Genomic DNA, 14,853 nt, shown 5'->3' on the forward strand with positions numbered 1-14,853 from the left:
ACGATGTCTGTTTCCCTTCAGACCGCACTCCAAATGTCATTATGACAGACCCTACGTTTGCTTGATCACTTCTCTTATCAGCAACCTTGTGAAGCGTAATTTGTTAGGATGCGAATGGTTTTGCGCCAAACTACTCATCTTCATATATCTACGGCTACCAATCTAGGGTTGTCTTTTGCTCCGTCTCCTTGTCGTTTATTCTGCAGCTGCCATCCTGCGCTGCCCCACATGCCGTCCGGCACCCTCAGGCCAGCTCAATGCCGCTTGTTTTCCAGCTATTTCGTTGATTTTTCCCGTAATATGTGCCGGTGCCGCAACTGCTTTTCCGGCGGCAGTATCGACATGAAGAAGCATCTGCTCTCCTGTCGCTAAAGTTGCGCCCGATTCAGCGTTGTGGATTGTGTGAAAGACATGCAATCTTTTGTCATCGCATGCCAGAATCTGACAGGTAGAATAGATCCGTTCACCCAGCTTGGCCTCGCCCAGGTGGCGAATATGGGTTTCCACCGTGTAATAGGAATGCCCACTGGCAACGTAGTCCAAATCGACGCCAACGTGGCGCAGCAGCGCGTCTGTTGTATCTCCAAAAACCTGCAGATAGCGGTGTTCTGTCATGTGGCCATTATAGTCGACCCAGGCGGGATTGACGATTGTTTCAACCAACCTCAGGGGAAGCGCGGGGTCTGACGCGCTCGATTGTGGGGGTGTTGCGCTCCAGAGTGCCGTTTCGAAGTCTTTCAGCAGCTTGCCTGCGCCCCAGCCCGCACCGTCGCGCGAACCTTTGAGCGCCTGCAATATGCCCACCAGGTTTTCGTCTCGAATGCGCTCCAGCTCGCGGATGGAGAGCCCGTCTGCCTGTTCGTCCGATTGCGCTCCAATCTTGTCGATCAGGGCATCATCGAGGTCCACGACATCGGTGAGCTTGGTCCAGGGCCATTGCAGGCACGGGCCGAACTGCGCAAGAAAGTGACGCATGCCAGCTTCGCCGCCGGCAATGCGATAGGTCTGGAAAAGGCCCATCTGTGCCCAGCGAAGGCCGAAGGAATAGCGGATCACGTCGTCCAGCGTTTCGACCGTGCAGATATCGTCCTTGATGAGCCAGAGCGCCTCACGCCACAGGGCTTCCAGAAGGCGGTCGCCGACGAAAGCCTCAATTTCCTTGGCAATGTAAACGCCCTTCATGCCGATGGTTTCAAGCACGGCTGCTGCGCGGGTTATGGTTTCGGCGGCGGTCTTTTCACCGCCAACAAGTTCCGAAAGCGGGAGCAGATAGACGGGATTGTAGGGGTGGGAGACGAAAAAGCGCTCTGGGTGCTGCATGTGCGCCTGAAGCTCGGTGGGCTTCAGGCCTGATGTAGAAGAACCGATCAGGGCGTGCGGGTCGGCTGCGGCATCAATGGCCGTCAGCACCTTCCGCTTTAGTTCAAGCTGTTCGGGGACGCTTTCCTGTATCCATTCAGCACCGGCGACGGCCTCCTCAAGGCTTTTTGCAAAATGCACTTTGCCGCGTGCAGGCATGGGGGCGGAAGTGAGCAGACCGTATGCCCGCTCTGCGTTGGCAATCACTTCGCCAACAATGCGTTCGGCTTCCGGATGCGGGTCAAACACGGCGACATCGACGCCGGCAAGGACGAAACGGGCAATCCATCCCCCGCCGATAACGCCGCCACCCACGCATGCTGCTTTGGAGATTTTTGCCATTATTTCACCGGCTGTCTTTTGGTCAGGTTCAGTTTCTTGCGGACTTCATCGGGGCCAATCACGCGCGCGCCCATGCCTTCCACAACGCTGACGGCCTTTTCCACCAGCTGTGCATTGGTCGCGAGTTGGCCTTTGCCGACGTAGAGATTGTCTTCGAGGCCAACGCGCACATTGCCGCCAGCCAGAACGGCTGCTGCCGGATAGGCAAGCGCGTTGCGACCGATTGAGAAAGCCGAGAAGTTCCAGTTAGACGGCAGATTGTTCACCATCGCCATGAAGGTGTTCAGATCGTCTGGCGCGCCCCACGGAATGCCCATGCAAAGCTGAACGAGAACAGGGTCTTCGATGATGCCTTCTTCAGCGAGTTGTTTGGCAAACCAGAGATGACCTGTGTCAAAGGCTTCGATTTCCGGCCGGACGCCCAGATCCGTCATCATCTGGCCCATGGCCCGCAGCATGCCGGGCGTGTTGGTCATGACGTAATCGCCGAGGCTGAAATTCATGGTGCCGCAGTCCAGTGTGCAGATTTCAGGCAGGCATTCGGCAACATGTGAAACGCGCTCGGCAGCACCTGCCATATCGGTTCCTTGCGGGTTCAGGGGCAGGGGGTTTTCGGTGCCACCGAAAACGAGGTCGCCGCCCATGCCTGCTGTGAGGTTCAGGACCACATCGACTTCGGCGTCACGAATGCGTTTCGTCACTTCCAGATAGAGATCGTTTCTGCGGCTCGCCGCCCCCGTCTCTGGATCGCGCACGTGGCAATGGACGATTGCCGCACCTGCCTTTGCCGCCTCGATTGCGGATTTGGCAATCTGCTCGGGTGTGACCGGGACGTGTGGAGACTTTCCGGTCGTGTCGCCCGAGCCCGTTACGGCACAGGTAATGAAGACATCACGATTGATGGCAAGCGGCATGCAGTTGGACCCCTGTTTTTGCGTTAAGCCAGATTAAGCGGCAAACAGCGGTTCCGTGCTTTGCGTTTTCAGAAGTAAGCTATACAATAACGGAAATATGGGGGAGCCATGTTTACGCCCGAGATTGCACAAGACCCGCTTGAGATCGATGTACTTGTTTTCCCGGATATCAATCTCATTCTTTTGGCGTCGATTATCGAACCTCTGCGCGGTGCGAACCGGATAGCGGGTCGCGAGCTTTGCCGTTGGCGTCTCTTTTCACCAGACGGCGCGCCCGTGGTGACGACCAGCGGCCTGCCGTTTCCGGTTGATGGAGCATTCCCGCCCGGCCGGGAAACCGCGCCGCTTTTTGTGGTCTCCGCTTATAACTGGCGGCGCTTTTCGACGCCGCAGATGCGCATGCAGCTTTCGCGCAGCGCACGCAAACGTCCCAATGTTATCGGTGTCGAGTCCGGTACTTGGCTGATGGCGGAGGCCAGTCTGCTCGATGGGTACAAGGCGACTGTTCACTGGGAGGATTTCGACGAGTTCGCCGCGGCTTATCCGCAAATCGAGGTTGTCCGCAGCCGTTTCATTATCGACGGAAAACGGATCACGACGGGCGGCGCTTTGCCGGCACTTGATCTGATGCTGGAACTGATACGCCGCCGTTTCGGCTACTCTCTTGCCTTGGAAGTGTCGCGGCTCTTTATTTACGAACCTGCGGCGGCCCGTGAGAGGGGTCAGGCGCTGCCGCTTGCGGCCAGCCGCAGACCTGTCGACAAGCGCGTGGCTGCGGCCATTCACGCAATGGAAGAGAATATTGAAATTCCATTGTCGCTGGAGGCAATAGCATCACAGGCAGGTGTGAGCGCGCGGCGTCTGCAGGCGCTCTTCAAGGGCAATATCGGTGTCCTCCCACATATTCACTATCTGGCTTTGCGGCTCAATGCTGCGCGGCGGCGGGTCATCGAAACGCAGCTGCCCTTTACGGAAATTGCTGTGGCTTCCGGCTTCAACTCAGCCTCTGCCTTCTCGCGCAGCTACCGCGCTCATTTCCACGAAAGCCCGTCAGAAACGCGCAGGCGCCTGATCCGGGAAAATGTGGCATCAATGCGCAGCCCGCAAACGCGGGATCGTATTCGATTGTTGACTTGAAACCGTTTTTGCGCGACCCATCTCAGTCACTGGAATTCACTGTGAACATGCTGTTAGGGAAACTTGAAATGCGGATCGGTATTCTTGTCGCGGGGCATGTGCCTGACGAGATGATTGGGAAATATGGCGACTATGATCATATTTTCAGCCAGTTTCTGGCTGACCCGCAGCTGACATTCAAAGCCTATCCGGTGGTGGATGGTGTTTTTCCCGAAAATCTTGATGAGGCCGATGGCTGGCTCATTACCGGCTCCAAATATGGTGCTTATGAGCCGCATCCCTGGATCCCGCCGCTGGAAGACCTCATTCGCAAGATCTACGAGGCGCGCATGCCCTTGATCGGTGTCTGTTTTGGCCACCAGATCATTGCCCAGGCTTTGGGCGGCCGTGTCGAGAAATTCGGTGGCGGCTGGATTGCCGGTCCGTGCAAAATTGAGCGCGATGATATTGGTGGTGAACAGCAGATTCTGGCCTGGCATCAGGATCAGGTGACGAAGAAGCCGGATGCGGCAGAGGTCGTCGGTTCTTCGCCCGGCTGCGAATTTGCAATCCTTCGTTATGGTCCGAATGTCCTGACCTACCAGGCGCACCCGGAATTTACGCCGGACTTTATCAAGGATCTGGCTGAGGCGCGGCAGGGGCTTCTGCCGCCGGAAATGGAGGCGAATGTGGCTTCCAGTGAACCCTCAACCGATCGGGCGGCACTGGCGAAGGAAATAAAACATCACTGGCTGGATCATCAACCGGTTTCGTGAACGACAACCCCCCGGATCGCTCCGGGGGTTTTTGCTTTTCGCCGCTCTGTCGTGCTGATCAGCTGATCAGGCCGATGAGCTTGGTGATGGATTCCTTCGCATCACCGTAATACATGCGGGTATTGTCCTTGTAGAAAAGCGGGTTTTCGATACCCGAGTAACCGGTGCCCTGGCCGCGCTTGGAGACGAAGACCTGCTTGGCTTTCCAGACTTCCAGAACCGGCATGCCGGCAATCGGGGAGTTCGGGTCTTCCTGGGCTGCCGGGTTCACGATGTCATTGGAGCCGATCACGATCACAACGTCAGTATCGGGGAAATCCTCGTTGATCTCGTCCATTTCCAGAACGATATCATAAGGCACCTTGGCTTCGGCCAAAAGCACGTTCATGTGTCCTGGCAGACGGCCAGCCACCGGGTGGATCGCAAAGCGAACTTCCTTGCCGGCTGCGCGCAGCTTGCGGGTGAGTTCTGATACGGCCTGCTGGGCTTGTGCAACCGCCATGCCGTAACCCGGAACGATGATGACGCTGTCGGCATCATTGAGCGCTGCGGCAACGCCTTCAGCATCAATTGCCACCTGCTCGCCTTCCACTTCCATGGCAGGGCCGGTGGTGCCGCCAAAGCCGCCGAGGATGACGGAGATGAAGGAGCGGTTCATGGCCTTGCACATGATGTAGGACAGGATTGCGCCGGACGAACCAACCAGAGCGCCAACGACGATCAAGAGGTCGTTCGACAGCGAAAAGCCGATTGCCGCAGCAGCCCAGCCCGAATAGGAGTTGAGCATCGAAACCACAACCGGCATATCGGCGCCACCAATGCCCATGATCAGGTGATAGCCGATGAAGAGTGCGGCAATCGTCATGATGATGACTGCGGTGGTAGACCCGGTTCCCAGATAGACCAGCAGCAGAATGAGGGAGATCAACGCGGCGGCGGCATTCAGCATATGGCCGCCGGGCAGCTTCTTGGCTTTTCCGTCGACTTTGCCCGCCAATTTCCCAAAGGCGATCACCGAGCCGGTGAACGTCACCGCACCAATGAAAATGCCGAGGAAAGTTTCAATGCGAAGAATGTTGATTTCCGCACCGCTCTTGTGCGCGACGACGGCGGCAAAGCCTTCCAATGTGGAGCGGGCGGCTTCGTCCATGCCGAAAATGCGGATCATTTCAATATGCGTGTTGAAACCGATCAGCACCGCGGCCAGGCCAACCAGCGAATGCATGGCTGCGACCAGCTGCGGCATTTCGGTCATCTGGACGCGTTGAGCGACAATCCAGCCGATCGTGCCGCCGGCAATCACCAGCACGATGGAGAGGAGCCAAAGGCCCGCACCCGGTCCGGCGAGTGTCGCCAGAACCGCCAGCGCCATGCCTGCGATGCCATACCAGACGGCGCGCTTGGCGCTTTCCTGCCCGGAAAGCCCACCAAGAGACAGGATGAAGAGAACTGCCGCAACAACATAGGCGGCTGTGGTGAAACCGAATTCCATTATACGTTACTCCCCATCAAGACTTCTGGAACATGGCAAGCATGCGCCGGGTGACCATGAAGCCACCAAATATGTTTATCCCGGCCATGAAGACGGAGAGCGCGGCAAGCGCAATAACCAGCCAGCTTCCCGATCCAATTTGCATCAGAGCGCCCAGGATGATGATTGAGGAGATAGCGTTTGTGACTGCCATCAGAGGGGTATGCAATGCATGAGACACATTCCAGATGACCTGGAAACCCACGAAACATGACAGAACAAAGACGATGAAATGCGACATGAAACTCGCCGGTGCAAAAAGACCGGCCAGCAGAATGAGCGCACCGCCGACAGTCAACAAGGTCACCTGCTGCTTGGTCGCCTGCTTGAAGGCTGCAGTTTCAGCCGCGCGTTTTTCCTCTGGCGTCAGCTCCTTGGCTTTTTCCTTCGGTTTTTGGGCTGCAATGGCCTGCACCTTGGGGGGTGGTGGCGGGAAGGTTATTTCGCCTTCGAAGGCCACCGTCGCGCCACGGATGACATCGTCTTCCATATTGTGAACCACCTTGCCGTCCTTGGCCGGCGTCAGGTCCGTCATCATATGGCGGATGTTGGTGGAATACAGCGTGGAGGCCTGTGCGGCCATGCGGCTCGGGAAGTCCGTGTAACCGATCACGGTCACACCGTTCTTCGACACGATCTTTTCGTCCGCAACCGTCAGGTCGCAGTTACCACCACGTTCAGCTGCGAGGTCGACGATCACCGAACCCGGCTTCATCATCGCAACCATGTCTTCGAGCCACAGCTTCGGCGCATCGCGACCGGGGATCAGCGCTGTGGTGATCACGATATCAATATCAGGAGCCAGTTCACGGAATTTCTTCAGCTGCGCTTCGCGGAACTCCGGTGAAGAGGGCGATGCATAACCGCCGGTGGCGGCGCCATCCTGCTGTGCTTCCTTGAAATCGAGATAAACGAACTCTGCGCCCATGCTCTCGATCTGCTCCGCCACTTCCGGGCGGACGTCGAATGCATAGGTGATCGCGCCAAGCGATGTGGAGGTACCAATTGCGGCGAGACCTGCAACGCCCGCGCCGATGACAAGCACCTTGGCTGGCGGCACCTTGCCGGCGGCGGTCACCTGGCCAGTAAAGAAGCGACCGAAATTGTTGCCGGCTTCAATGACGGCGCGATAGCCGGCGATATTGGCCATTGAGGACAGGGCGTCCATCTTCTGGGCGCGTGAAATACGCGGCACCATATCCATGGCGATCACGTTTGCCCCGGTGCCTTTGGCCTGCTCCAGCAGCTCGCTGTTTTGCCCGGGATAGAAAAAGGAAATCAACGTCTTGTCTTTGGTGAGACGTTTCACCTCGGTGGGTTCCGGCGGACGCACCTTGGCGATGATGTCGGCGGCTTTCCAGAGCGCCGCGGCCGTTTTCACAACCTCGACACCGGCGGCTTCATACGCTGCATTGGAAAAACCCGCTGCGGCGCCTGCGCCTGCCTCTATGACACATTCATGCCCAAGTTTCTGAAGCTGAAGCGCGCTCTCCGGCGTCATGGCCACGCGCGCTTCGCCTGCAAATATTTCCTTCGGTGCGCCTATCTTCAAATTGTCCTCCCCTGACCTGTCGAAATGAATACCCAACCCGTACGCAGTCACCCGTAGAATTACGGGTAGCCGCATTTGCCCCACGGTTTATCGCTTCGCTTGCGCATGAGTCCAGCGGAAATAGCATGGTGCGTTTTGGGATTGCGAATAATTTGGCACAAGTCTGAACAATCAGCGTGGGCAACTCTCAGAAGGTGGCTTGCAGGCGAGGGGGAAATGTGTTCCCGTCCGTCGCGAAAAACAAAGCTTGCTTTGCAGGCGGCGCATGCGCTGACGCCTTGGCTGCGCCTATATGATAACTATGAGGAGACGTTCGATGTCTGTGGCCGAAACTCTGATTTCAAAGCTGAAAGACCCTTCGCTTGCGGTCGATAAGGCCCTTATTGCTGGCCAATGGATGGCAAAAGCCGAGAGCGGAAAGACGTTCGAAGTCACCAATCCGGCGACGGGCGAGGTGATTGCCACGCTGCCGGATATGGGTGTTGCAGAAACGCGGGCGGCCATTGACAAGGCCTATCTTGAGCAGAAAGCCTGGGCCGCCAAGACCGGTAAGGAGCGTGCCGCCGTTTTGCGCAAGCTCTATGATCTAATGGTCGCCAATGCCGACGATCTCGCAACGATCCTGACGATGGAAATGGGCAAGCCTTGGGCGGAAGCGCGTGGCGAGATCCTTTACGGGGCGTCCTTTGTTGAATGGTTTGGCGAAGAGGCGAAGCGCGTTTATGGTGACACGATCCCCGGCCATCAGGCCGACAAGCGCATTATCGTCATAAAGCAGCCGATCGGCGTTGTTGGTGCGATCACGCCTTGGAATTTTCCGAATGCCATGCTGGCGCGCAAGGCAGCGCCAGCGCTTGCAGTCGGTTGCGCCATGGTATCGAAGCCTGCCGGCGAGACACCGCTTTCAGCGCTTGCCATGGCTTTGCTCGCCGAGCGCGCCGGTCTTCCCGGCGGCCTGCTTTCGGTGGTGACATCGACAAGCTCTTCCGACATCGGCAAGGAACTCTGCGCGAATTCCAAGATCCGCAAGATCACCTTTACCGGCTCCACCAATGTGGGCAAGATCCTGATGCGGCAGGCGGCTGACCAGGTGCTCAAGCTCGGTCTCGAACTGGGCGGCAATGCGCCATTTATCGTTTTTGACGACGCGGACGTGGATGCAGCAGTCGAAGGCGCAATGATTTCGAAATATCGCAACAATGGTCAGACATGCGTCTGTGCAAACCGGCTCTATGTGCAGTCGGGCATTTACGATGCATTCGCGGAAAAGCTTGCAAAGAAAGCTGCCGAGATGAAGGTGGGCGATGGGTTCGAAGATGGTGTCGTTGCCGGGCCGCTCATCACCGATGCAGCTCTCGGCAAGGTGGAAGAGCATATTGAAGACGCTCTCTCGAAAGGCGCTTCTGTTGCGACTGGTGGCAAGCGCCACGAAAAGGGCGGCCTGTTCTTCCAACCAACCGTTTTGACGGGTGTTACCAGCGACATGAAGGTCGCTCGCGAAGAGACATTCGGGCCCGTGGCGCCGCTCTTCAAGTTCGAGAAGGAAGAAGATGTCATCGAGATGGCCAACAATACTGAGTTCGGCCTTGCTTCCTATTTCTACTCACGCGACATCAGCAAGGTGTTTCGGGTTGCCGAAGCCCTTGAATATGGCATGGTCGGCATCAATACCGGTCTCATCTCCACCGAGGTTGCCCCGTTTGGCGGTATCAAGGAGTCGGGCCAAGGCCGTGAAGGCTCGAAATACGGCATCGATGACTTTACCGAACTCAAGTATCTCTGCCTCAGCATCTGATCCGTTCTCCGCCGTTCGTCAGTAGGCGGCGGGGTTTCCACAAATGTCGGTCGAAATCGGGCTATTTTTCTGGGAGAGAACAGGCTTATGAGCGGGCGCGTTGTCGATATGGATAGGCTGATTGCCGAAGCGGAAATGTTGCTTGCATCCGGAGAACGCAAGTTTCTCGCGATGGCGGGCGCACCGGGGTCGGGCAAAAGCACGACGGCAGAATCGCTGTTCGAGCAACTTGCTTCCCGGCATCCCGGCAAGGTTGCGATATTGCCGATGGACGGGTTTCATTACGACGATGCTCTCTTGCATGAGATGGGGCGGCGACCGTGGAAGGGAGCGCCTGACACGTTTGATGTCGGCGGACTCCGCTCCATTCTTCATCGTTTGGCTTCAGGTGAAGAGCAAAATGTTGCAGTTCCCGTTTTCGATCGGGAACTCGAGATATCACGAGGCAGCGCTCGGCTTATTTCCGATGAAGCCAGGCTCATCATTGTCGAGGGAAATTATATCCTTCTTGACGAGGCACCCTGGGATCGTCTGGCTGACTGTTTCGATTTGACGGTGATGATTGATGTTCCTGAAGCGGAACTCCGCCGGCGGCTGCGCGTCCGGTGGGAAGGCTATGGCCTCAGCGAAGCCGAGATCGACCACAAGCTCGATGGAAACGATTTGCCCAATGGGCGCGTGGTAATTCAAAAGAGCCGACCGGCTGAGCTGGTTTATCGGTCGATCTGATTGTTTGTTTTGTTTGGGCGGTGCTCCCGGACATTTAGCTGAGCGTTTTGAACAAGGTGATGGTGCTCAAATTCGGTCGTGTTCGACAAGTGTCTACCAGTTGAAAAATGGCATGCAAAAAGGCCCGGATACCTTGAGGTCCGGGCCTTTATCGAATGAATTACGCGCTTTTCTTAGAAAGAGCGACGAACACGGAGAAGACCGGTGGTCGTCTTGTTGCGCGACGTGTAAGCGACTTCAGCGAGCGTTTCGAAGCCAGGTGCCACATTCCATGTGATGTTACCCGCAAGGAAGTAGCCCGCACCTTCCATCCACTGTGCGGTGGCGTTCAGATCAATCTGCTCAGTGGCAGCAAATCTAACAGCACCGAGAACAGAAAATCCTTTGTAGCGGTTGTTGTTGTAGAGGTTCGCCTTGCTGGAATAGAAGGCGATCAATTGGGCGGTCACGGCGTCCGCCTTTACACGTGCAAACAGTTTTACGTTGGACGCAAGGCTTGCTGAATCATACGCGTAACCACCGCCAAACATCCAGTTTGAAACTCGTGTCCGGGCCGCCAGAACATAACCAGCTTTATTTGGCTGGATCCAATCAATGGCACCCAAAATGCGCGTTCCGCCACCCAAATTGGCCGTATAGCTCACGTATTGGTTTTCGCCGTCACCATATGTGCCATCCTGCACTGTTGTGCCGCCGCCAAAGAGGAAGGTCGACCACTGCCGAGTGTAAAGGCCGAGTTCCAGGCCACCGATTCCCATATAGCCGATGGTGGTTCCCTGCAATCTGCTGTTGTTCGACGAGTCACCTCTTACACGAATGCGCGAGTAAACGGTCCCGTATTCGGATTCATTCTTTGTGTCGAGATCAATCTGAGAGCGGAAGTTGTCGACATAGTCGCGCTTCTTGAACCCGTAGGCGGACTGATACTGAAAGTACCCGCTAATGCTCATGCACGTTTCGGTACCCGGAATGTAGAAGTAGCCGTCGCCATAGGCGTCACAAACCTTTACGTAATCCATCGGCTCCGGTTCAGCAGCAACAATGGCGTCGGCGGCTTTTGCCATCGGCGCAAACGAAAGTGCTGCAATGGCGGAAACAATAAACTTTTTCGTCATACTCATTGAAGAAGGCTCCCCTTCGAGACCAAATATCTGCATTCCCCACTTTGGACTTCCGCAAAGCGAATCAGCCACAAAGCAAATTCAATCCAAGGCATTCAAGGCCAAACATACGCCTCGTCAAGGTCGGGCGCGGCGTTCAGCGCTCAAAATACAACTCTAGAACTCTTAAGCCGCAATATTCACCTATTAAGGTAAACAAATAGTTTTCGCGGCGAAAATATTGGATTTGCGCGCTGCGTCAAAGCTCTTACCCGCTTAAAAGGCCTTGTAAGCCCTTCTAAATTTTTGAGTGTATTATATTGATCACACCCATGATGCATTGCGCGCCATTATTTGGGCACAGTGTTGAAAAATGCCGCATCGCCGGCGTTCGTCTGGCTTCAATTCAAGTGGGTGCCTTGCCGTTCTTGCCGACCAAGGGTCGAAACTGCTCGGGGAGATCGTCGCGGGAGGGCGGCCAATGCGTGATCCTGCACCACCTGCCAGCGGAACTGGTACGACCGTGTATTGGCTCACGATATTCTCCTTTCACGCTTTTCTTACAATCCGTCAGGGTGTTCCGAATGCCTGGTAGGCCGCTATTTCTATTCTCTTGAATTTGCTTGACAGGCTTGCGCAGTTTTTCGGAATTAACAATATTTGCATGATTTTGCAGTGCAGCATTGCCGCTTGGCGTTGCTGCGGTTAGATTGGGTTACGTCTTTTCGCGGTCCATGCATTTGCGATGCGGAAACTCGTAAAACTTAATGCTAAGCGGTGTATCTGCATTTGGGTTCATCAAAGTCATTGTCAGTTTAAGTCTAATCCTTCAGGGTCTTCCAAAGAATGTCACTTTCCCATCTCGACCGTCTAGAAGCCGAAGCTATTCACATTTTCAGAGAAGTTGCCGCAAGCTTTTCCAATCCGGTGATGCTTTATTCCATCGGCAAGGACTCCTCCGTGATGCTTCATCTGGCGATGAAAGCCTTTTATCCGGCCAAGCCTCCTTTTCCCTTTCTCCATGTGGATACCACCTGGAAATTCAAGGAAATGATCGCTTTTCGTGACCAGATGGCCAAAGAGCTTGGTTTTGAATTGCTTGTTCACATCAATCCCGATGGCGTTGCCGAGAATATCAGCCCGTTCGATCATGGCTCCAACTATCATACCCATGTCATGAAGACGCTTGGCCTTCGTCAGGCACTTGACAAGTATGGTTTTGATGCCGCTTTCGGCGGCGCGCGCCGCGATGAGGAAAAGTCCCGCGCCAAGGAACGTGTGTTTTCCTTCCGCAACGCCAACCACGCGTGGGACCCCAAAGGCCAGCGGCCTGAAATGTGGAAGACCTACAATACGCGCGTCAACAAGGGTGAATCGATCCGTGTTTTCCCGCTCTCCAATTGGACCGAACTGGATATCTGGCAGTATATATTGAAAGAGAACATCCCGATCGTGCCGCTCTACTACGCGGCCAAGCGTCCGGTCGTTGAGCGTGACGGTATGCTCATCATGGTGGACGACGAGCGCATGAAGATTGAACCGAATGAGACGGTGGTGGAACAAATGGTGCGCTTCCGCACGCTCGGCTGCTACCCGCTGACCGGTGCAATCGAATCCGACGCAGACACGCTTGAGAAGATCGTCAGCGAAATGCTGACGGCGCGCACATCCGAACGCCAGGGCCGCATGATCGACAAGGATGAAGCCGGCTCCATGGAGAAGAAAAAACGCGAGGGGTATTTCTGATGAACGAGCAATCACCCATTATCGCAGCCGAAAACGTTGTTGAATATCTGCGTGCGCAGGAAGCAAAATCCATGCTGCGCTTTCTCACCTGCGGCTCTGTTGACGACGGCAAGTCCACGCTGATCGGACGCCTGCTCTATGACACCAAGCTGATTTTTGAAGACCAGCTTGCATCCTTGGAAGCCGATAGCCGCAAGCACGGGACGGCAGGCGAAAACATCGATTTCGCACTTCTCGTTGACGGTCTTGAGGCCGAGCGCGAGCAGGGCATCACCATCGACGTCGCTTATCGTTTCTTTGCGACGGACAAGCGCAAGTTCATCGTTGCCGATACGCCCGGCCATGAAGAATATACCCGCAACATGGCGACCGGTGCCTCAACAGCGGATCTCGCCATTGTGCTGATCGACAGCCGCCAGGGTGTGCTGCGCCAGACCCGGCGTCACTCGTTTATCGCTTCGCTATTGGGCATTCGCCATATCGTTCTCGCCGTCAACAAGATCGACCTCATGGATTACAGCAAGGAGGTTTTCGACAAGATCGTTGCGGACTATATGGATTTCGCAAGCGATCTTGGCTTCAAGACGATTACGCCGATCCCGATGTCGGCGCGCTTCGGCGACAATGTGACGACAAAGTCTGAGAAGACCGCATGGTTCGACGGACCGACGCTGCTGGAGCATCTGGAAACCGTTCCCATTGATGCCGGAAACGAAAAGGCGCCTTTCCGCTTTCCCGTTCAGTTGGTCAATCGGCCGAACCTCAATTTCCGTGGGTTCTCCGGCCAGATTGCTTCAGGAACAGTTTCCGTTGGCGATACTGTCGTTGTGGCAAAATCCGGTCAGTCGTCGACGGTCAAGGAGATCGTCGTTCACGGCGGTAATCTAGAAAGAGCCGTCGAGGGGCAGGCGGTCACCATTGCGTTGAATGACGAGATCGAGGTTTCGCGCGGCAATATGCTGGTTGCGCCGTCTGATCGCCCACACGTGGCTGATCAGATGCAGGCGCATATCATCTGGTTCGATGCCAATCCGATGATCCCGGGTCGTTCTTACATCTTGCGGACGGAGACCGACAGCGTGAACTGCTCGATCACCGATCTCAAATATGAAATCGATGTGAACACGTTTGCGCATGAAGCGGCCAAGTCACTGGAAATGAACGGCGTTGGGGTTTGCAACATCTCGCTTCAGTCGCCGATTGCTTTCGACGCCTACAAGTCCAACCGTGTTACCGGCAACTTCGTCATTATTGACCGGTTCACCAATGCCACGCTGGGCGCGGGCATGATCGACTTTCCGCTTCGCCGTGCTGAAAACGTGCATTGGCAGGCAACAGAGGTCACCAAGGCATCGCGCGCGGAGATGAAGAACCAGAAACCGGCTGTCGTCTGGTTCACCGGGTTCTCCGGTTCGGGCAAATCAACCATTGCCAATGCGCTTGAGAAATATCTCCACGTCAACGGCAAGCACACCTATATGCTCGACGGCGACAACATCCGGCACGGTCTCAACCGCGACCTTGGCTTCAAGGATGAAGACCGCGTGGAAAACATCCGCCGCGTTGCTGAAGTTGCCAAACTCATGTCCGATGCGGGCCTGATCGTTCTGGTCTCGTTCATTTCGCCCTTCAGGTCGGAGCGCCGTATGGCGCGCGATCTGATGGATGACGGCGAGTTTATCGAAGTCTTTGTCGATACGCCGCTGGAAGAATGCGCCAAACGCGATCCGAAGGGGCTTTATGCAAAGGCGAAAGCGGGTGAAATTGCCAACTTTACCGGTATCAGCTCGCCTTATGAGCAACCCGAAAATCCTGAACTGCATTTGCATACGGTCGGCCACGAGCCGCAAGAACTGGCAATGAAAATTGCCGACTTCCTGACAAATCGGTGAT

11 protein-coding genes are annotated in these 14,853 nt (G+C 55.7%); 6 read left to right on the forward strand and 5 right to left on the reverse strand.

Features of this window, described 5'->3' with window-relative positions; translation table 11 throughout:
* Window positions 1-195: 195 nt before the first annotated feature.
* Complete coding sequence (locus tag NHF56_RS00545; RefSeq protein WP_252800602.1) at window positions 196-1,701, reverse strand: carnitine 3-dehydrogenase; 1,506 nt, start codon at window positions 1,699-1,701, stop codon at window positions 196-198.
* Entirely contained in the window at window positions 1,701-2,615 is a 915-nt protein-coding gene (locus NHF56_RS00550) for a 3-keto-5-aminohexanoate cleavage protein (protein ID WP_252800603.1), read from the reverse strand. Before NHF56_RS00550 ends, NHF56_RS00545 begins: the two co-directional genes overlap by 1 nt.
* Window positions 2,616-2,723: 108 nt before the next feature.
* On the opposite strand from NHF56_RS00550, the gene NHF56_RS00555 reads away from it, so the two are divergent.
* Window positions 2,724-3,752, forward strand: coding sequence for a GlxA family transcriptional regulator (locus NHF56_RS00555; RefSeq protein ID WP_252800605.1), 1,029 nt, complete (start codon window positions 2,724-2,726; stop codon window positions 3,750-3,752).
* A gap of 68 nt (window positions 3,753-3,820) precedes the next feature.
* Complete coding sequence (locus tag NHF56_RS00560; RefSeq protein WP_252800607.1) at window positions 3,821-4,507, forward strand: type 1 glutamine amidotransferase; 687 nt, start codon at window positions 3,821-3,823, stop codon at window positions 4,505-4,507.
* A 58-nt stretch (window positions 4,508-4,565) separates the two neighbouring features.
* On the opposite strand, the gene NHF56_RS00565 is transcribed toward NHF56_RS00560, so the two are convergent.
* Window positions 4,566-5,999, reverse strand: coding sequence for an NAD(P)(+) transhydrogenase (Re/Si-specific) subunit beta (locus NHF56_RS00565; protein WP_252800609.1), 1,434 nt, complete (start codon window positions 5,997-5,999; stop codon window positions 4,566-4,568).
* A gap of 16 nt (window positions 6,000-6,015) precedes the next feature.
* Window positions 6,016-7,590, reverse strand: a complete 1,575-nt coding sequence (locus NHF56_RS00570; protein ID WP_252800611.1) for a Re/Si-specific NAD(P)(+) transhydrogenase subunit alpha — start codon at window positions 7,588-7,590, stop codon at window positions 6,016-6,018.
* 316 nt (window positions 7,591-7,906) lie between these two features.
* Between NHF56_RS00570 and NHF56_RS00575 the strand changes: the two genes are divergently transcribed.
* Together NHF56_RS00575 and NHF56_RS00580 are read left to right on the forward strand one after the other, a co-directional pair.
* Entirely contained in the window at window positions 7,907-9,385 is a 1,479-nt protein-coding gene (locus NHF56_RS00575; protein WP_252800613.1) for an NAD-dependent succinate-semialdehyde dehydrogenase, read from the forward strand.
* Between the two features lie 87 nt (window positions 9,386-9,472).
* Window positions 9,473-10,114: a nucleoside/nucleotide kinase family protein gene (locus tag NHF56_RS00580; RefSeq protein ID WP_252800615.1), complete on the forward strand. Its 642-nt coding sequence runs from the start codon at window positions 9,473-9,475 to the stop codon at window positions 10,112-10,114.
* A 173-nt stretch (window positions 10,115-10,287) separates the two neighbouring features.
* Here NHF56_RS00580 and NHF56_RS00585 read toward each other — a convergent pair whose 3' ends face one another.
* A complete protein-coding gene (locus NHF56_RS00585; protein ID WP_252800617.1) occupies window positions 10,288-11,235 on the reverse strand; it encodes a porin in 948 nt (315 codons plus the stop codon).
* A gap of 825 nt (window positions 11,236-12,060) precedes the next feature.
* Here NHF56_RS00585 and cysD point away from each other — a divergent pair.
* Entirely contained in the window at window positions 12,061-12,960 is a 900-nt protein-coding gene (cysD, locus tag NHF56_RS00590) for a sulfate adenylyltransferase subunit CysD (RefSeq protein WP_252800618.1), read from the forward strand.
* Window positions 12,960-14,852: a sulfate adenylyltransferase subunit CysN gene (gene cysN / locus NHF56_RS00595; protein WP_252800619.1), complete on the forward strand. Its 1,893-nt coding sequence runs from the start codon at window positions 12,960-12,962 to the stop codon at window positions 14,850-14,852. The genes cysD and cysN overlap by 1 nt, the downstream gene beginning before the upstream one ends.
* Window position 14,853: the final 1 nt, after the last annotated feature.

The organism is Rhizobium sp. L1K21 (assembly GCF_024055895.1).
GTDB lineage: Bacteria > Pseudomonadota > Alphaproteobacteria > Rhizobiales > Rhizobiaceae > Ensifer_A.

Bases quoted from the DNA above. Each gene is read 5' to 3' on its own strand.
- NHF56_RS00560 (WP_252800607.1), top strand. From the start codon at position 3,821: ATGCGGATCGGTATTCTTGTCGCGGGGCATGTGCCTGACGAGATGATT.
- NHF56_RS00565 (WP_252800609.1), bottom strand. From the start codon at position 5,999: ATGGAATTCGGTTTCACCACAGCCGCCTATGTTGTTGCGGCAGTTCTC.
- NHF56_RS00555 (WP_252800605.1), top strand. From the start codon at position 2,724: ATGTTTACGCCCGAGATTGCACAAGACCCGCTTGAGATCGATGTACTT.
- NHF56_RS00550 (WP_252800603.1), bottom strand. From the start codon at position 2,615: ATGCCGCTTGCCATCAATCGTGATGTCTTCATTACCTGTGCCGTAACG.
- NHF56_RS00585 (WP_252800617.1), bottom strand. From the start codon at position 11,235: ATGAGTATGACGAAAAAGTTTATTGTTTCCGCCATTGCAGCACTTTCG.
- NHF56_RS00545 (WP_252800602.1), bottom strand. From the start codon at position 1,701: ATGGCAAAAATCTCCAAAGCAGCATGCGTGGGTGGCGGCGTTATCGGC.
- cysN (WP_252800619.1), top strand. From the start codon at position 12,960: ATGAACGAGCAATCACCCATTATCGCAGCCGAAAACGTTGTTGAATAT.
- NHF56_RS00580 (WP_252800615.1), top strand. From the start codon at position 9,473: ATGAGCGGGCGCGTTGTCGATATGGATAGGCTGATTGCCGAAGCGGAA.
- NHF56_RS00575 (WP_252800613.1), top strand. From the start codon at position 7,907: ATGTCTGTGGCCGAAACTCTGATTTCAAAGCTGAAAGACCCTTCGCTT.
- cysD (WP_252800618.1), top strand. From the start codon at position 12,061: ATGTCACTTTCCCATCTCGACCGTCTAGAAGCCGAAGCTATTCACATT.